The 18,878-nt window shown below is 36.6% G+C and carries 18 protein-coding genes and 1 tRNA gene; 9 read left to right on the top strand and 10 right to left on the bottom strand.

All coding sequences use genetic code 11. The annotated features are described in order from the left end of the window. Positions 1 to 121: 121 nt before the first annotated feature. The 4 genes from WC623_RS16205 to WC623_RS16190 form a co-directional block, all read right to left on the bottom strand. Positions 122 to 205: transfer RNA gene (locus WC623_RS16205), tRNA-Leu, on the bottom strand. Positions 206 to 228: 23 nt separating this feature from the next. After that, positions 229 to 993 carry an MBL fold metallo-hydrolase gene (locus WC623_RS16200; protein WP_372852950.1) on the bottom strand — a complete coding sequence of 255 codons (765 nt, stop codon included), beginning with the start codon at positions 991 to 993 and terminating at the stop codon, positions 229 to 231. 40 nt (positions 994 to 1,033) lie between these two features. Continuing rightward, positions 1,034 to 1,687 carry an outer membrane lipoprotein carrier protein LolA gene (locus WC623_RS16195; protein WP_372852948.1) on the bottom strand — a complete coding sequence of 218 codons (654 nt, stop codon included), beginning with the start codon at positions 1,685 to 1,687 and terminating at the stop codon, positions 1,034 to 1,036. Between the two features lie 14 nt (positions 1,688 to 1,701). Beyond that, positions 1,702 to 4,257 (bottom strand): DNA translocase FtsK 4TM domain-containing protein, encoded by a 2,556-nt coding sequence (locus WC623_RS16190; protein ID WP_372852946.1) that lies wholly within the window; start codon positions 4,255 to 4,257, stop codon positions 1,702 to 1,704. Between the two features lie 135 nt (positions 4,258 to 4,392). Here WC623_RS16190 and WC623_RS16185 point away from each other — a divergent pair, with 135 nt between their 5' ends. Further along, positions 4,393 to 5,037, top strand: a complete 645-nt coding sequence (locus tag WC623_RS16185) for an ankyrin repeat domain-containing protein (protein ID WP_372852944.1) — start codon at positions 4,393 to 4,395, stop codon at positions 5,035 to 5,037. Here WC623_RS16185 and WC623_RS16180 read toward each other — a convergent pair whose 3' ends face one another. The 4 genes from WC623_RS16180 to pyrF are packed head-to-tail and all read right to left on the bottom strand — an operon-like array spanning position 5,038 to position 8,311. After that, positions 5,038 to 5,259, bottom strand: coding sequence for a PspC domain-containing protein (locus tag WC623_RS16180; RefSeq protein WP_372852942.1), 222 nt, complete (start codon positions 5,257 to 5,259; stop codon positions 5,038 to 5,040). It lies immediately after the preceding gene. Between the two features lies 1 nt (position 5,260). Then, positions 5,261 to 6,541: a DUF2851 family protein gene (locus WC623_RS16175; protein ID WP_372852940.1), complete on the bottom strand. Its 1,281-nt coding sequence runs from the start codon at positions 6,539 to 6,541 to the stop codon at positions 5,261 to 5,263. 40 nt (positions 6,542 to 6,581) lie between these two features. After that, positions 6,582 to 7,484, bottom strand: coding sequence for a DMT family transporter (locus WC623_RS16170; RefSeq protein WP_372852938.1), 903 nt, complete (start codon positions 7,482 to 7,484; stop codon positions 6,582 to 6,584). Next, positions 7,481 to 8,311, bottom strand: a complete 831-nt coding sequence (pyrF, locus tag WC623_RS16165) for an orotidine-5'-phosphate decarboxylase (protein ID WP_372852936.1) — start codon at positions 8,309 to 8,311, stop codon at positions 7,481 to 7,483. The genes WC623_RS16170 and pyrF overlap by 4 nt, the downstream gene beginning before the upstream one ends. Positions 8,312 to 8,657: 346 nt before the next feature. Between pyrF and rho the strand changes: the two genes are divergently transcribed. Then, the gene (rho, locus tag WC623_RS16160; protein WP_372852934.1) at positions 8,658 to 10,538 is read left to right on the top strand and encodes a transcription termination factor Rho; all 1,881 of its coding nucleotides are present in this window, start codon (positions 8,658 to 8,660) and stop codon (positions 10,536 to 10,538) included. Positions 10,539 to 10,674: 136 nt separating this feature from the next. After that, complete coding sequence (gene pssA, locus WC623_RS16155; protein WP_372852932.1) at positions 10,675 to 11,355, top strand: CDP-diacylglycerol--serine O-phosphatidyltransferase; 681 nt, start codon at positions 10,675 to 10,677, stop codon at positions 11,353 to 11,355. Position 11,356: 1 nt separating this feature from the next. Here the strand turns inward: pssA and WC623_RS16150 are convergent, their stop codons facing one another. Both WC623_RS16150 and folK read right to left on the bottom strand, forming a co-directional pair. Next, on the bottom strand, positions 11,357 to 11,737 hold the full coding sequence (locus WC623_RS16150; RefSeq protein WP_372852930.1) for an Hpt domain-containing protein: 381 nt from the start codon (positions 11,735 to 11,737) through the stop codon (positions 11,357 to 11,359). A 17-nt stretch (positions 11,738 to 11,754) separates the two neighbouring features. Next, the gene (folK, locus tag WC623_RS16145) at positions 11,755 to 12,249 is read right to left on the bottom strand and encodes a 2-amino-4-hydroxy-6-hydroxymethyldihydropteridine diphosphokinase (RefSeq protein ID WP_372852928.1); all 495 of its coding nucleotides are present in this window, start codon (positions 12,247 to 12,249) and stop codon (positions 11,755 to 11,757) included. Between the two features lie 70 nt (positions 12,250 to 12,319). Between folK and sppA the strand changes: the two genes are divergently transcribed. From sppA to WC623_RS16115, 6 genes are read left to right on the top strand one after another with little or no spacing between them, the layout of a single operon-like run. Then, complete coding sequence (sppA, locus tag WC623_RS16140; RefSeq protein WP_372852926.1) at positions 12,320 to 14,092, top strand: signal peptide peptidase SppA; 1,773 nt, start codon at positions 12,320 to 12,322, stop codon at positions 14,090 to 14,092. 16 nt (positions 14,093 to 14,108) lie between these two features. Next, positions 14,109 to 15,794, top strand: coding sequence for a helix-hairpin-helix domain-containing protein (locus WC623_RS16135; RefSeq protein WP_372852924.1), 1,686 nt, complete (start codon positions 14,109 to 14,111; stop codon positions 15,792 to 15,794). A 46-nt stretch (positions 15,795 to 15,840) separates the two neighbouring features. Next, positions 15,841 to 16,821: a D-glycero-beta-D-manno-heptose-7-phosphate kinase gene (gene rfaE1, locus WC623_RS16130; protein ID WP_372852922.1), complete on the top strand. Its 981-nt coding sequence runs from the start codon at positions 15,841 to 15,843 to the stop codon at positions 16,819 to 16,821. Between the two features lie 5 nt (positions 16,822 to 16,826). After that, positions 16,827 to 17,381 carry a D-sedoheptulose 7-phosphate isomerase gene (gmhA, locus tag WC623_RS16125; RefSeq protein WP_372852920.1) on the top strand — a complete coding sequence of 185 codons (555 nt, stop codon included), beginning with the start codon at positions 16,827 to 16,829 and terminating at the stop codon, positions 17,379 to 17,381. Positions 17,382 to 17,383: 2 nt separating this feature from the next. Continuing rightward, a complete protein-coding gene (gene rfaE2, locus WC623_RS16120) occupies positions 17,384 to 17,881 on the top strand; it encodes a D-glycero-beta-D-manno-heptose 1-phosphate adenylyltransferase (RefSeq protein ID WP_372852918.1) in 498 nt (165 codons plus the stop codon). A 56-nt stretch (positions 17,882 to 17,937) separates the two neighbouring features. Next, on the top strand, positions 17,938 to 18,876 hold the full coding sequence (locus tag WC623_RS16115; protein WP_372852916.1) for a glycosyltransferase family 9 protein: 939 nt from the start codon (positions 17,938 to 17,940) through the stop codon (positions 18,874 to 18,876). Positions 18,877 to 18,878: the final 2 nt, after the last annotated feature.

Raw genomic sequence — 18,878 nt, 5'->3', positions numbered from 1 at the left:
ACCTTTACGAAAAACACCTTGAACAAGCTTGATGATATCGAAAACAGTGATTTTAAAAAAAAATTGGACTTTGAAATGTTCAAAGTCCAATTTATGCCCTTAGCGAGTTTATTTTGAACTGTACCCAAGAGGAGATTCGAACTCCCACACCGTTGCCGGCGCCAGCCCCTCAAGCTGGTGCGTCTACCAATTTCGCCACCTGGGTATTTTGGTGTTGCAAATATATATTTATTCGGATAATATTGTCAACCCGTCATATGCTAATTTGATATTTGTTGGCAAATCTTTTTCCACAACTGCATGAAGCCCTAAATTATGGCTAATATGTGTGAAATAAGTAGTCTCTGCCCCAACCTTTTGTGCAAAATCAATGGCTTCATCCAATGTGAAATGAGAAATATGCTGTTCGTGTTGCAAAGCATTTACTACCAGGTAACGTGAGCCCTTAACTTTCTCCAAGGTCTCTTGAGAAATAGTTTTAGCATCAGTGATATAAGTAAAATCACCTATTCTAAAACCTAGAATTGGTAATTTATAGTGCATTATATCCAGTGGAATAATTTCAGAATTACCAATATAAAAAGGCTGATCGTTAATAGTATGTATATCGATTTGTGGTAATCCAGGATAATGAACCTCAGCAAAGATATAGGAGAACTCACGCTTTAATGCATGTTGCACTCTTTCAGTTGCATAAATATCAATATTCTTTTTTAACAGATAATTGAAAGGACGGATATCGTCTAGTCCAGCTACATGGTCTTTATGCTCATGAGTATACAGTATGGCATCCAGATCTTGCACACCTGCCCGGAGCATCTGATATCTGAAGTCGGGACCACTGTCTATCACGATAGTCTTATCAGCAGTTTCTATCAAAATAGAAACCCTCAACCGTTTATCACGATAATCTGGTGACTGACAAACTGCACATTTGCAGGTAATAACAGGAATGCCCTGGGAAGTACCCGTTCCTAAAAATGTTACTTTCAAAATATTTCTGTTCCAAGCATGTATTTCAAACTTAGAAAAATTACCTTAAGTCTACAACCTCGACTCCAGGAAATTTCTTAGCATCGAATGTGAAAATAGATTCAGGCACCTTAGCATTGGCTACGAATGACTTCACATCATAAGTATACTTATTTCCATTCTTTTCGAATATAAGTGCACTCGCGATTTGCTTCGCTGCTTTATCAATCGTTAATCGTATTTTAAAATACGATTTATTAATATCAGTAGGTGTCAGATCAATAATCTGATAAACTTTAGTGCCTATTTTTTTATCCCCAGTATATAAATACTTAAACCCCTTTTCATAAATAGTGAATATTTTCGCAGGATTCAGCGCTTCATCGCTCGTATTAACATCAGTAACCTGAACTTCTTTTTCCTCCTTCAGATAAGTCCAGAGTGTTTTACCATCACTAATCATTTCCTGACCAGTCATACTAACCTTATATTTATTCGCATTGGCCTTTACATACAAAGTGCCTTGCTGAGTATCTTTGGAATTAGTTTGTTTACTTTCTATCAGTAAAGAAAAATCAGCCTTTACGATATTATAAGAGCGGTATTTTTTACTAACTTCATTTAATATAGTTTTTGCTTTCGCATCAGTTTGTGCATTTACAACAGGTACAAATCCAATGACTGTTACCAACAGCAACATAAATCTCTTCATCATCTTATCTTTTAATTTCATTTGTTGCCAAGTTCATTCAAGAACTGTTCCAAAGCATAATCATCAGGAATTAATACTTCCCTTGCCTTACTGCCTTCAAATGGTCCAACTACTCCCGCAGCTTCTAACTGATCAATAATACGACCGGCTCTGTTATAACCTAATTTCAATTTACGCTGAATTAGAGATGTTGAGCCTTGCTGATGCAATACAATTAAACGTGCAGCATCTTCGAACATAGAATCTCTGTCTGACGCATCAAAATCCATCTTTGCATTTTCTGCAGCCTCATCAATATATTCAGGCAATTGGTAAGCCTCAGGATAGCCTCTCTGATTTCCGATAAACTCTGAAATACGATCTACCTCTGGTGTATCTACAAAAGCACATTGCAACCTGATCAGGTCATTCCCAGTTGATAAAAGCATATCACCTCGACCAATCAGCTGATCTGCACCCCCACTATCAAGGATAGTTCTTGAGTCTATCTTCGACAATACCCTGAATGCTAACCTGGCTGGGAAGTTAGCTTTAATAGTACCTGTAATGATATTAACAGATGGGCGTTGAGTAGCTAGAACAAGGTGAATACCTACCGCACGGGCCAGCTGTGCTAAACGTGCAATTGGTTGCTCTACCTCTTTACCTGCAGTCATCATTAAATCAGCAAACTCATCCACAATCAAAACAATATAAGGCAAGAATCTATGTGAATTATTAGGGTTCAGCTTACGCTTGATAAATTTCTCATTGTACTCTTTTAAATTCCTTACTTGTGCATCTTTCAGCAGATCATAACGTTGATCCATCTCGATACACAATGATTGTAAAGTATTAATTACCTTTTTCGTGTCTGTAATAATAGCATCTGCCTCTCCGGGTAATTTAGCTAAGAAGTGGCGCTCAATTTTATTAAATAGTGTTAACTCTACTTTCTTCGGGTCAACCAATACAAATTTAAGCTGAGATGGGTGCTTTTTATAAAGTAAAGAGACCAGAATAGAGTTGATACCAACAGATTTACCTTGCCCCGTAGCTCCTGCAACCAGTAAGTGAGGCATTTTTGATAAATCACCAATAAAGACTTCATTGGAAATCGTTTTACCCATTGCAATAGGCAAATCCATAGTTGTTTGCTGGAATTTCTCAGTTGCAAGAATACTTCGCATTGAAACCATTTCCGGATGCATATTAGGCACTTCAATACCAATAGTTCCTTTACCAGGCATTGGGGCAATAATACGGATGCCTAATGCTGCCAGACTTAATGCAATATCATCTTCAAGGTTCTTGATTTTTGATATACGTACGCCCGGAGCAGGTATAATCTCGTAAAGGGTAACTGTTGGACCAATAGTTGCCTTGATCTTATCAATTTCGATATTGTAATGGTTAAGCGTCTCAACAATTTTATTCTTATTGGCTTCAAGTTCCTCTGAGTCTACTGAAATCTTATTAGAGCCATAATTTTCTAATAAATCCAAATGTGGATATACATAACTAGAGAGGTCTAAAGTTGGATCATAAGTACCGAACTGCTCTACCAATTCATCAGACTTCTTTTCTTCTTCGGTCTTTTCAATGGTTAATTGTGGTTCAACTTTTGGCGGGACAGTCTCAAACGGAGGACTAACTACCGCTGGAGGAGGAGTCATTACGTTTACAGCAGGTGTAAATTGAGGAATGATCTCTTCAACTTCCTTTTCTTCAAACCTGGATGGTGTGATCACTATATTCTGCTCACGTTTACGCTGATTACCTAACTTGTCATTGACTGTAAATTCTACTGGCTCTGATCTAACTTCATCTTCCAGTTCTACATTTTCCGGCACATCTGGTATCACACCAAAATCATCATTTCTTCCTTCTTTCTTTGTACGTGTTGGAATTTTAAAATCTATGTTGTAAGCAATGATCAATACGGTTAATGCTAAAAAAGCGATCAATCCACCTACTCCTGCTATCCCAATTTGTGCTACCAGTAACTTATTTGTCCAATAACCAAACTCCCCTTCTATATAATGAGGAGTGTTAGTAAAGAATGCATGTGCAAAGCCAAATGTCAGCGATAGAAACAATAAAAAGAACAAACTGTAACCTAATGTTTTTTCAATTGAAAAGATCTTCACCTTAAAAAGCAGTCGGTAACCAATTACAAAAAACACAAAAACGAATAGAAAAGAGGCCAATCCAAACCATTCATAAATAAATTGGTGTGATAGTAATGCGCCTATTTTACCAAGCCAGTTTTGTACTACCGGCGGAATGTTAACTTGCTGTAGTTCTTCGTAAGTTTTGAATAGATTATCCCATCCTCCATTAGCATCTATTACATAGCTATGGTCTTCCTGCCAGGTAAACAGATACGAGGTAAAAGCAATCAGGAAATAAAGGGATAAGATCAGGAATAAAAGTCCAATGATCTTAAATAGCCTCCCGTCCTGAAAATTCAGACGAGGCAAAATATCTATCCTTTCTTTGAATGGTCTGGGTTCAGTTGACCTAGAGCTTTTCTTGTCTCCTGTCTCATTTTTGAATGAATTTGATTTAAATTGATTTCCCCTTACCGACATCTTTATTGACTGATTTTAATAATTAACAAACTTAGATAAATTGCGTAAACATTTCATGAACTCAATTTAAAAAATTAAGCTCATTTGCCTATATTAAATTATTTACTCAATTTTAGCCGAAATTTAATAGTAGCGATGGCGGATCTTGAAACATTAATTGAAACAGGCAACAGACAGGATATTTTTGATTTTTTAACTCAAAATCCAGGTGAAGCCAGTAAAGACACCAGCCATGGCATTTCACCAATCTTATTGGCTTGTTATTTTAAAAAACCGCAGATTGCTGGATTAATAGCCAATTTCGCTAAACAAATCAATCTTTTTGAAGCTGCGGCATTAGGTAAATTAGAAGAAACAGACTTTCTTACCGAACGTAATCCAAATTCTGTAAATAGTTTTTCCAAAGATGGCTTTACCGCTCTTGGCTTAGCTGCTTATTTTAGCAATGAAGAAATAGTTAAGCTATTAATTTCAAGAGGTGCTAATGTAAATACACCAGCTCAAAACGGCTTCAATGTTTTTCCTATACACTCTGCAGTTGCTTCTGGAAATGTCAATATCACAAAAATGCTGATCAATGCCGGAGCTAATGTAAATGTAATGCAACAGGCAGGCTTCACTCCACTTCATGCAGCTGCACAATTGGGGAATATTGAATTGATCATCCTGTTACTTGAACATGATGCAGAAGTTGATGTAAGAATGGAAGGCGGCAAATTACCAGCAGATCTGGCCAAAGAAAAAGGCTTTAATGAAATTGCTGATATATTGAGTGTTTAATTAAACATCCCAAACCCATAGTCTAATCTTTTTTATATAATGCCTCACATCCAAAACAAGGGCTGCCAGTATATAAAATATAATGGGGAAACCCACAGCAAGAAAAGATGCATAAATAAAAAACAATCTGATTTTACTAATAGATATGTTTAACCGCTCGGCAAGATAGGTACATACACCAAAACTCCGCTTTTCAAAAAAGGTAACAATCTGCTGGAACATTTTATTTTTTTAAAATTTTCAAACCCAAAGTACAATTTAAACATTTTTTTTCATTGCAATAGTATTTATTTAATTGAAGCAGGGCTTGCGAAGTTAAAGCATTAGGAACATCAAAACCAGCACTATTGTATTGATTTACAATAACATTACATTCTGATGGAATCCTTTCTAAAAAATCAGATGCCCGATCCGACAATCCTGATTGATCTGTATATTTCCCATAGCAAAATAAAAACAGACAGACAGTATTGATGATGATATTATCAATACTTCCTTTACCTGGTTGAACAACAACCCGATTTGTTGTTTTATTAAAATGATAATGGGTTAGCCAATAATCATTTACAGGTAAGTCATTGAAAATGGCATGTAAATCTGAAAGTCTCTCCATCCTTAGCATTTTTGAGAACAGCTGACTTGACTTTACAATTAATGCAGCAAATTGTGCAATTCTAACAGTAGGGAAATTTTGAGGACGCATTCTCAAGAACTTCCATACAGCTGCATTCATCGGAACTAAACGATATTTCTTCTTTAAAAATAAATACTCCCTTTGTAGCTGCAATGGGTAACTTTCAAAAAACTCTTGTTCTAAAAAACCTGCCTGCCCAAATAAAAGTGCTTCTATTTGCAATGCATTATTCTTATGCTTAGAAAGAATATGAAGAGGCATTACAATTGCAAGTAATTCGAACGGAACAGCATTTACTTTGAAACCAAAATTTCTGGCAAGGAAACAATAAAACACCTGCTCCCAATCCCCACGATTGCTATTGAGTTTTTCAAATACTTCTTCCGCTTTCTGCTCAAAACGTTCAACAACAATTCTTGATAAGAAGGAATAAATATGAATTTGATCTAAAGAACCAATATGACGTTCGCAGGGAAAATAATTTGCATTTGCAATAAGCGCCTTGTAGTTGTCCAATATCCGATTTAAAAACAATCCTTCAAGTACAAGTACCGGAACCAAACTGCCGTCAGTACGATAAATGGGGCTATCATGCTCATAAACCACATGTAAAATAACAGCATCGTAAAAAGCATCATTCTGATGTCCGTGCAACAACCAGTCTGATGATTTAAGATGAATCTCTACATGGCCAACCCAGACCGTCTGATCTATAATCAACTTTGCATCACTAAAGTCAGGGCCAGCATGGGTGTTTAGAAACCCAGGATGTAATACTTGTAATTCTTCACCATCACTGCAAACAAGTTTCTTAGAGTTAAACAGCCTATATTTCCAAATAAAGTGTAAAAAGTCCTCGTTAAAATCCATTTATGTGAACTTAACCTAAAGGGACCATTTGCTCCACAAATTAAACTTGTTCTTTTTTACTTTTATAATTAGTGATGAAAACTCCTATGATAATAAGTATGGTAGCTATGAGAATATCTACAGTAATAACTTCATTTAAAATAAGCCAACCCAGGAATAATGCAATTACGGTATTGAAATAGTTAAGAATAGAGACTTCAGTAGCACTCACCTTTTTCAAAGCATAGTGATAACAGAAAAAAGCAATAACAGAACCAAAGATAGCCAGGTATGCTATAGCTAACATACTGTTCATACTCCAATCTGAAACATCAGTATCCTTAGAAAAAATCAGGGCCAGGATAAATTGAACTACAGCCGAAAAAGCAAACTGATAAAAGAGATCCAGGAATATGTTATCTGTCTTTTGATTATACTTTTTAATATAGATCGTACCAATTGTCCAACCAGATATGGCAAAGCACAGAAACGTGATTCCCGTTTTATAGTTGGGATCGAGCAGTTCACTTATCCCTTCTCTGAAAATAAATGCTACACCAAGAAATCCAATCAGAACACCTGCAAACCCCTTCAGGCTTGGTCTCTGTAATCCAAGAGCAACGCTAGCGATAAATACAAATAGCGGACTAAGTGAAGTTAGTAAGGAAGTTAAGCCACTTGGCACAGTTTGTTCTGCAACTGTAGTTAATCCATTGGCTCCAACAATCATAAGTGACGACAAGATCATCTGTCGTTTTGCATGTGCCCAGCCTTTCCATGTCAGCTCATTTTTTCTCAAAAGAATGATGAGCAAAATAACTGTTGCAATAGATTGTCTGAACGCTGCTACAAACCAGGGTGGTATAGTTTCTACTGCCACCCTTATGCCTAAATAGGTAGTACCCCATATTAAAGCTACACCAGTTAGTGCAAGAACCAGCTTTAAATCTATTTTTTTGGTCATACCAATTTTGCAGCCAGCAGAATCTGCTCCATTTCCTGTTGCAGTTTTAAAGCCTCTTCTCTAGCCTTTTCAGCAAAATCTTCCCCCTTACTGGCATAAATAATAGATCTGGCTGAGTTGATCAGCAAACCACACTCACTGTTTAATCCATACTGACAAACATCAGCCATGCTTCCACCTTGTGCACCAACACCTGGCACCAACAAAAAGTTATCTGGAGCTAATCTTCTTATATTTTCAAATTCTGCACCTCTGGTAGCGCCAACTACATACATCAACTGATCACTATTTGCCCATTGAGAAGAGATTCTAATTACTTCTTCATAAAGTTTACCTTCTGGTGTTTGATGAAGTTGAAAATCACTATGACCAGCATTTGATGTTAAAGCAAGTAAGATGACCCATTTATCCGCATAGTTTAAAAAAGGTCCAACCGAATCTTTACCCATATAAGGAGCAACAGTAATTGCATCGAAACTCATTCCCGATTTTTCCTGATTAAAAAAGGCATCAGCATACATAGCTGAGGTATTCCCTATATCACCTCTTTTCGCATCAGCAATTGTAAAAATATCTTGAGGGATGTATTCCCAGGTTTTAATTAAACTTTCCCATCCTTTCAATCCCATTGATTCAAAAAAAGCAGTGTTTGGCTTATAGGCTACACAAAGATCTTTAGTTGCATCTATGATCTGTTTATTGAACTCAAGTACGGGATTATCATATTTGAACAAGTGTTTTGGTAAATTTTCCAATACTGGATCAAGACCTACACATAGAAACGATTTCTTAATTTTAATTTGTTCAAATAGTTGTTTTTTATTCATCTGAGGCTAAATTACGGCTACAAAGATGTTAATTTTCAAGATGATTTCCGGCCATTTATAAAACTTTTCATCAAAATAATTACAAACAATTTCAAATTTTTCTTGGAGAATCAATTTCAAATACATACAATTGCAACATAATTCTCTAAAGTTCATCTGACCATTCCAGAAAATCTCATAAAATTTTGTTCTACAACGCCTTTTATAACTGCATTTTTTGCTTTGTTCAAATGGTCAATTTTGGTTGATATATATGAAGAATATAACTGATTATTCAACAATTGATAAATCCGATTTTAGTTTAATTATACAATTACCTTTTAAAATTTTCTCTACATCCATATAAATGTTTAATAAAACGGAATTAAATGAAAAACTCACGGCAGAATTGCGTGAGATAGCAAAAACTCAAGGCATTCTAAATGCGGATGAATTGCGTAAAGCTGAGCTTGTTGAAATTATTGCCCAAATAACAGAGCAACAAGCCGAGGCAGACCCCGCCCCTATAGCACCTCCCGTAAAAGCTACAAAAACTAAAGCGGTGAAAGAATCTACTCCAAAAATTACACCTGCTAAAGCCAGCCAGGCAAAAAAAGCGGCTGTTGCTGAAGTAGAGGCAAAAACTGATGTAGAAGTAGTACAAGAAATAACAGAACCAGTGCCAGCTGTAAAGGAACGTCATGTGAAAGCACAAGTTTCTACAGCCTTACCGACTGATGACGGTGAAAAAGATGCACAAGGGGATAAGCCTGCAAGAAAAAGAGCACGTATTTCTTCGAATCCAAAAGAAACGGAAGAAAAAATGCAAAGACCATTTAACAGGGCTTCGCTTTTTGAACCACAACCAAAGGGATTTGGAGACAGTAATAAATTTGCCGATGGCAACAAACAGGAATCATCTTATGAAGCACCTGTAGTAACTGAAGAGAAGGAAACTGCTGCTCCAGTAACGGATACACCTGCGGTTACTTCTCCGGAAGCAAAAACTGCTGCTCCAGGCAACAATGATCACAATAAAAAACAAAGACAACCAGACAACAGGCCTAAAAACCAAAATCAGAATAACAACGGTCCGCATAAACAAAACGAGAACAGTTATTCTAACCTTGATTTCGACAATACCATCACTAACGAGGGTGTTCTTGAAATTATGCCTGATGGATACGGTTTCTTAAGATCTGCCGACTACAACTATCTTTCATCTCCTGATGATATTTATGTTTCTCAGTCGCAGATTAAACTATTTGGATTAAAAACTGGTGATACCGTTAAAGGTAGTATCCGTCCGCCAAAAGAGGGAGAGAAATATTTCCCATTGGTTAGAGTAGAAACAATCAATGGCCGTATACCTGCCGATGTTAGGGACCGCGTACCATTCGATTACCTTACACCTTTGTTTCCTACTGAAAGATTAAATCTTTTTACAGAAACCAATAATTATTCTACACGTATCATCGACCTATTTACTCCTATCGGTAAAGGTCAGCGTGGTTTAATAGTTGCCCAACCTAAAACAGGTAAAACCAATTTGCTGAAAGAAGTTGCAAATGCTATTGCTAAAAACCACCCAGAGGTTTATCTGATCATTTTATTGATCGATGAGCGTCCGGAAGAGGTAACAGATATGGCCAGAAGTGTAAGAGCCGAAGTAATTGCTTCTACTTTTGATGAACCGGCTGAGCGACATGTTAAAATTGCAAACATCGTTCTTGAAAAAGCAAAACGACTTGTTGAATGTGGTCATGACGTAGTAATTCTATTAGATTCGATCACAAGATTAGCAAGAGCTTACAATACCACTGCTCCTGCTTCAGGAAAAATCCTATCGGGTGGTGTTGATGCTAATGCATTACACAAGCCTAAGCGTTTCTTTGGTGCAGCTCGTAACATTGAAAAAGGTGGTTCATTAACCATACTTGCAACTGCATTAACTGATACTGGTTCTAAAATGGATGAGGTAATCTTCGAAGAGTTTAAAGGTACTGGTAATATGGAGCTTCAGTTAGATCGTAAGTTATCTAACAAACGTATCTTCCCAGCTATTGATATCACGGCGTCAAGTACTCGTAGAGACGATCTGTTACACGACAGAGATACGTTACAACGCGTATGGATTTTACGTAATCACCTGGCCGACATGAATGCTCAGGAAGCTATGGAATTTGTTCAAGCACAAATAAAAGGCACTAAATCCAATGAAGAATTCTTGATTTCAATGAATAGCTAACGGATATAATATCTTAATGATTAAGGAGCAAGGAAACCAGGACCAGAAACACAGTCTTTGTTCTTTGCTCCTTTTTCTTTACCCCTTTCTCTTTATTCCTTTATCTTTGTTCCTTAATCTTTGCTCCTGAATTCATATGAAAAGACACATTCCTAATGCTATTACCTGCGCTAACTTATTTTCAGGTTGTATCGGTATCGTTTATGCCTTTAATGGCGACCTTGAAACCGCTGCTTATTTTGTATTGCTTTCTGGAATATTCGATTTCTTTGATGGTTTTGCAGCAAGATTGCTACATGTAAAATCTGATATTGGCAAAGAGTTGGATTCTTTAGCGGATGTAATCAGTTTTGGTTTTTTACCGGGTGTAGTGATGTTTCAACTGTTAAGTCAAAGTGACTTTTCTTCTCCCTACTTACCTTATTTTGGCTTTGTTATTACTGCGTTTTCTGCTTTAAGATTAGCTAAATTCAATATAGACACCAGACAAACTGAAGATTTCATAGGGCTAAACACACCGATGAATACATTGTTCATTGTGTCATTACCATTTATTCAGAAAGATTATCCTGAAATAATCGGTTCTGCACCTTTGCTGGTTGGACTAATTGTATTGGTAAGTTGGCTATTGGTAAGTGAGATAAAAATCTTCTCTCTTAAATTCAGTTCTACAAGCTGGGCACAGAACAAAATAAAGTACATTTTCCTTATTTTATCTGTATTGCTTGTTGCGGTATTAAAGTTTGCAGCTGTCCCCTTAATTCTGGTACTGTATATTGGTCTGTCAGTTCTTCACTTCCGACAACTTAAAGCATAGCTTAAAGCTGTTTTTCCAGGTCTAACTTTGCTTCATCAAGCTGTGCATACAGAATTTCTACGAATGAACTAATTTCCTGAAATGCTGTTGGCAATCCCTCAATGTTTTTAAGATCTCTGGCATTGTTTTCCATCATTTGCATATGATCTTTCGCATCTTCTCTGCCTACATAAGCAAATGTTGGCTTTATTTTATGAGCACAATTTGATACTCTTGGCCAATCCTGGTCCTCAATTGCCTTGCCCAGATCAGAGATGTATAATGGAGTCTGGATTTTAAACATATCTATCATCTCTATGATAAATTCAGCGCTGTCCCCAGACATATCCCTTAAATAAGAAAGATCTAATGGTTCGTTATTTTTTTCTACGTTTATCATCATAAACAAAAATACTGATTTTATACTTTTGATACCGACAAATTATCATTTAATCTTTCTAATATTTCTGATACCTTAAGCTGAAGCACTGGATGTACATAATTTGAGGCAATTTCTGCAAGGGGCTCCAATACAAACTTTCGATATTGCATCTGTGGATGTGGTATCTGTAAACGCTCTCCCATATCAACTACTTCATTACCATAAAATATCAAATCAATATCAATCAATCGTTCAGCCCATTTCTCATGTCTTACTCTACCTAGTTCTGATTCGATTTTCAAAGCTGTGTCCAATACTTCAACCGGGCTTAATCGGGTTGTTACTCCCACCGCAACATTTAAAAATGAAGGCTGATCTTCCTTTCCCCAGGCTGCTGTTTCATAAAAAGAAGAAGTCCCAAAAGCATGGCCAATACTTAGTTCTATCTGCTTTAAACCGGCATCTATCAATTCTTTTCGATTTCCTAAATTACTCCCCAGTAACAAATAAACATTTTCATTATCCAATTCCATATAAAGCCCAATTTAAAAAGTAAACTCATATCGTTTACTTATCTTTACAAAATAAATATTTACCTGGCACATGAGAGAATTTTTCAAGTATGTTTTTGCAACAGTTGTTGGAGTAGTCATTTCACTCGCTCTGTTTTTAGTATTTTTCATTGTACTTATTGTGGGTATTGTAAAATCCTCACTTAAGGAGAACAAGGTTAACGTTAGCAGCAACTCTGTTCTTTTTCTTAATCTGGATCAGACCATAACTGAGCGCACAACCGAAGATCCATTTTCAAAACTGCCGGTTGTTGGTTCTGAAGGAAACAAAAGTATAGGTTTTAATGATATAATACGTTCATTGCGTGAGGCTAAAACCGACGACAACATCAAATGTATATACCTTAGCGTTAGCTCTCCACAGGCAGGTTTTGCGACTATGCGCGAGATAAGGGATGCATTGCTCGACTTTAAAACCAGTAAAAAGAAAATAATAGCATATAGTGAAGTTTACACTCAAGGTGCTTATTACCTGGCTTCCGTTGCGGATAAAGTTTACTTAAACCCAGAAGGCGCCTTAGAATTTAAAGGTCTGAAATCTCAAACCATGTTTTTTAAAGGTGCGTTGGACAAATTAGGCATTGAAGCCCAAATCATCAGGGTTGGGAACTATAAAAGTGTTGTCGAACCATTCTTTACAGATAAAATGAGTGATAAAAATCGGGAGCAGGTAACAGCTTATCTGAATGGTCTATACGAAACTTATCTTGATGGAATATCAAAAAGCAGAAATATCAGTGCCCCTATCCTGCACCAGATTGCGGATGACTATAAGATCCAGCAGCCTCAAGATGCTCTTGCCTATAAAATGGTAGATGGTTTGAAATATAAAGATGAAATTATTGATGAACTGAAATCCTTAAGTGGAAAAGATAAAAAAAGAAACATATCTGCAGTCACCATTAATGAATACGCCAGAAATTTTTCGGATGACCAGGATAATTCTGCTAAAAACAAAGTTGCAGTAATTTATGCAAATGGTGACATCATTGGAGGTGAAGGTTCTGATCAGCAGATTGGTTCCGAACGGATTTCCAGAGCAGTTAGAAAGGCCCGCTTAGACAGCAGTGTAAAAGCCATTGTGCTAAGGGTAAATTCACCAGGAGGTAGTGCATTAGCTTCTGATGTGATCTGGAGAGAAATCGTACTGACCAAGAAAGTTAAGCCTGTAATTGCTTCATTTGGTGACGTAGCTGCTTCTGGCGGCTATTATATTGCTTGTGCAGCCGATTCAATTTTTGTACAGCCCAATACCATAACCGGATCTATTGGTGTATTTGGTGTGATTCCAAACTTACAGAAATTATATAACGAAAAGCTAGGTATTACTTTCGATGGTGTTAAAACAGGAAAGTACGCAGATATAATGAGCACAGACCGCCCTATGACTGCTGGCGAGCGTTTGATTATTCAAAATGACGTGAACCGTGTGTATGATAGCTTCATTACACGTGTAGCTGATGGACGTAAAAAAACAAAAGCTTATGTTGACAGCGTTGGAGGTGGAAGAGTATGGGTTGGTACTGATGCCGTTAAAATTGGTCTGGCCGACAGAACTGGCAACTTTAACCAAGCCATCGTTGCTGCTGCTAAAAAAGCAAAAATAAAAGATTATAGTGTGGTAGAATATCCTGAAATGCTGGATCCATTTAAATCATTAATGGAAAGCACTACAGATAAAATTAAGATGTATTACGCTAAGCAGGAACTTGGTGCTAATTATACCATTTATCAACAAATAAAATCAGCAATATCAAGATCTGGGATTCAAACCAGAATGCCGTTTGAGATTAAAATACAATAATAAAAAAATTTTCTTAATGGAAAATAAGACGATCGCCCGTACTTTACGCTTACTTTCTCAATTGATGGAACTCCACAATGAGAACCCTTTTAAAATTAAATCAGTAGCAAATGCTGCTTTTAAAGTTGATAAATTACCTTTTGCTATTAAAGATAAAAACCTTGAAGAAATAGGCCAGATTGATGGTTTAGGTAAAAGTATTTCTGCAAAAGTATGGGAACTGTTGGAAACAGGATCCATGGTTGAACTGGATACCATACTTACTCAAACACCGGAAGGCATAGTTGAAATGCTGGGCATAAAAGGAATCGGACCAAAAAAGATTGTTGTAATATGGAAAGATCTTGGCATAGAAAATATAGGGGAACTTTACTATGCCTGTAATGAAAACAGGCTGATTGAAGCTAAAGGATTTGGACTAAAAACTCAGGAGGAAATCAGGAAGATCATTGAATTTAAAATGGCTGCACAGGGTAAATTCCTATATGCTCAAACGGAAGGCCCTGTAAACAAACTCTACTCTGAACTTGCTGTATGGTTAAATACGATTAGCGGTGATCCTTTGTTAAGCATTGGAGGAGATTACCGTCGCTGCTTAGAGATTATTGAAGAAATAGAACTGATTATTGGTGCAGATAGTCCTGAAGAGTTGCAAGCCAGAATTGTTGATTTTAAATCGATCAATTTTGAACCTCAATCTGAAAACATTTACCTGGCCCATAGTGAATCTGGATTAAAGATAAAACTGCAAGTTGTATCTAAGAGTGATTTTTACCTCAGTTGGTTTAAACTTACTGGAAATGAAAAGCATGTTAACGACGTTTTGGCACTTGCTGGTTCTGGTCCTTTCAGCTCTGAACATGAAATCTATCAAAAAGCAGGATTGGCCTTTATTGAGCCTGAATTAAGAGAAGGGTTAAATGAAATTGAGCTTGCTAAAGAAAACAAACTTCCTCAATTAATAACGTATAGTGATTTAAAGGGTTCTTTACATAACCACTCTACCTGGAGCGACGGTGTTCATACACTGGAAGAAATGGCACTTTTCTGTAAAGAAAATCTACAGCTGGAATATCTGGGTATGTGCGACCACTCTAAATCTGCCTTTTATGCAAATGGATTAAATGAACAACGTATTTATGCTCAACATCAGGAAATAGATGCTTTAAATGCTAAGCTTGCCCCTTTCCGGATCTTCAAAGGCATTGAAAGTGATATTTTATATGATGGATCATTAGATTATAGTGATGACATTCTTAAAACGTTCGACTTTGTAGTTGCTTCGGTCCATAGCATTTTGAGAATGGATGAAGAGAAAGCTACTTCCAGAATCATTACAGCAATTGAAAACCCTTATACAACCATTCTTGGACACCCTACTGGTCGACTATTATTGAGCAGAAAAGGTTACCCTATTGATTACAAAAAAGTTATTGACGCTTGTGCTGCCAATAATGTTGTTATAGAAATTAATGCAAACCCATTGAGGCTTGATCTTGACTGGCGCTGGCATCGTTATGCATTAGAAAAGGGAGTGTTGCTCTCTATAAATCCTGATGCGCACAGAAAGGAAGGATTCCATGATATGCATTACGGAGTACTAATTGGAAGAAAGGGCGGTTTAACCCCAAAGCAATGCTTAAATAGTTATTCTTTAAATGAGATTACTGCCTTGTTTGAAAGCAGAATCAAGAATATTTAATCATTATAAAAGCCATTATGCTTACCTTTGACTTTAATAATTGAGCATGTTAACAGAAAAACTATATCAAGCCCATCATAATAACCCTACTCCAAATATATTAGTTATAGGCGATCTGATGCTGGACCACTATCTATTTGGTTCTGCAACAAGACTATCTCCCGAAGCCCCGGTTCCAATTGTAAAAGCAAACAGAGAATCTAAAATTATTGGTGGCGCAGCAAATGTTGCCAGCAACCTGATTGATTTAGGAGCGAAGGTCTATCTTGGTGGTGTGGTAGGTAACGATGAGTTTGCAGATGATGTAAAGCAACTTTTAGAAGCTAAAGGAATAAATAGTCAGCTCATCATAAATGATGAAAGTAGGGTAACCACTGTAAAAACGCGTGTTATTGTAGGAAATCATCAAATTGTCAGGATCGACAAAGAAGATTCACATAACATCTCTGCTGAACTGGAATCTTCTTTATTTGCCTTTCTAAGTCCTTATATCCAAAAAGCGGACATAGTTGTCATCTCGGATTACAACAAGGGCTTAATCACACCCAGCCTATCTTTAAGAATCATCAAGTTTTGCCAGAGTATCGGAAAGAAAATATTAGTAGACCCTAAAGGATTGGATTACAGCAAATATGAAGGTGCTTTTCTGATTAAACCTAATAGGAAAGAATTAGCAGAGGCGGCTAAATCGGAGAGCATCAGTACCAATGAGGATTTAGTTAAAGCAGCTCATGTAATTTTAGAGGCGACCAAAGCTTCATACTTAATTGTAACGCTTTCTGAAGCCGGGATTGCTATCATCACAAAAGACGATTATAAAATTTTACCTGTTGCAGCTACTGAAGTTTACGATGTAACAGGTGCCGGAGATACGGTAATTGCAACCCTTGCTTATTGTCTTGCTTTAGGCTTTGATATGGAAGAATCAGCAACAATTGCAAATCATGCAGCATCAATTGTTATTAAACATATTGGTAGTGCAACAACAAACATAGAGGAAATCATTGCATCTTTAAAAAACGATTAATATTCATGGTATTAGACGAACTAAATCATCATAGATTAACCATTGAAAAAGTGATTTCAAGCCTTGTACCTCAAATTGAACAAGGTTGTACCATGATTACGGAAACAATATTATCTGGGGGAAAAGTTTTAATAGCAGGAAATGGAGGAAGTGCAGCCGATGCGCAACATATTGCTGCTGAATTAACAGGAAGATTTGTAAAAGAGCGTAAAGCACTACCTGCAATTGCACTTACAGTTGATACTTCGGCATTGACGGCTATTAGTAATGATTATGGTTATGAAAGAGTATTTCAACGTCAAATCGAGGCTTATGCCCGCCCTTCGGATCTATTCATCGCCATATCAACCAGTGGAAACAGCGCCAACATTTTAAGTGCTCTAAAGACTGCAAAAGAAATGGGTTGTAAAACTCTTGGATTGTCTGGCCGGGATGGTGGACAGATGAATGAACTTTGCGATTTAAACATTGTAATCCCTGAAGATAATACAGCCAGAATCCAGGAAATGCATATTCTTATTGGTCACATTCTTTGTACTTCAGTAGACAATCTGTATTAATCATGAGCAGAAATATAAAACAGGCTTTAAATTATAAAATCTTTACTAAAGATGATCTTGTTGCTCAAGCCAAAACCTGGAAAGCCGAAGGAAAAAAGATTGTTTTTACTAATGGCTGTTTTGATATTGTTCACCCCGGGCATATCGCTTATCTTGGAGATGCTGCTGATTTAGGAGACATTTTAATTATTGGTTTAAATACAGATCAATCTGTGTGTAAACTAAAAGGTGAAAACAGACCTATAAACGATGAATTTAGTCGCACACAACTCATAGCTTCTATGTTCTTTGTGGATGCAGTTGTACTTTTTAGTGAAGATACTCCACTTAATCTGATCACAGCTCTTGAACCTGATGTTCTGGTTAAGGGTGGTGATTATAATTTAGACAGTATTGTTGGTGCAAAAGAGACCTTAGCTAAAGGTGGTGAAGTTAAAGTGCTTACATTTTTACCAGGCTACTCGTCGACCAGCATCATAGATAGAATTAAAAATACTTAAGAAAGATTGAGCTTTTGGAAACTCCTAAAAAAATCCTGGTTATAAGATTCAGCTCTATGGGCGATATTATTTACACTACTCCTGTAGTGCGATGCCTGAAAGAACAATTACCAGATAGCGAAATCCATTTTCTTACCAAACCTGCTTTTAAATACATTTATCAGAATAATCCTTATTTAACAGCTTTACATACACTTAAGCCGACATTATCGGAAACTATTGCTGACATCAAATCTGAAAAATTCGATTTAATTATTGATCTCCATAATAATCTACGTACTTCCATTATTAAACTGGCAACAGGGATACCCTCTTCTACTTACAAAAAAGATAGAATTAGCAAATGGCTGGCTTTAAAATTCAAATGGAACCGCTTTATTTCGAAAGAGCACCTGGTAGACAGGTATCTGGAAACCGTAAAGTTTCTTGGAGTAGAAAATGACAACAAGCCTATTGATTATTATATATCCAAATCTTACGAATTATCAGCGTTTTTACCGGAAAAACATCAGCAAAAATTTGTTGCATTTGTTATAGGTGCGACTCATTTTACCAAGAGACTACCAAATGATAAGATTATTGAAATATGTAAAGGAATAGAACTTCCAATTGTTTTACTTGGTGGAAATGACGTAAAAGAAAATGCCCTGATTATTCAACAAGCGATAGGCAACAAAGTATTTAATACATGTGGTACTACAAACCTTGATCAATCTGTTTTCCTGGTATCCAAGGCACATAAGGTGATTGGTTTTGATACTGGTCTCACACATATTTCTGAAGCATTTGACAGACCTTTAGCCTCTATCTGGGGCGGAACAACTCCTGATCTGCTAGGTGTACATCCCTATAAAATCTCTGAGTCATTAATTGTTGGGGAAGATCTTTCATGCAGACCATGCTCAAAATTTGGCCTGGAAAAATGTCCATTAGGTCATTTTAATTGCATGAAAAACATTAAACCTGAAATAGTTGTTAGTTTTATAAACTCTTAATC

Source organism: Pedobacter sp. (assembly GCF_041645105.1).
Classification (GTDB): domain Bacteria; phylum Bacteroidota; class Bacteroidia; order Sphingobacteriales; family Sphingobacteriaceae; genus Pedobacter.
This window is presented reverse-complemented; position numbering and strand designations above follow the sequence as displayed.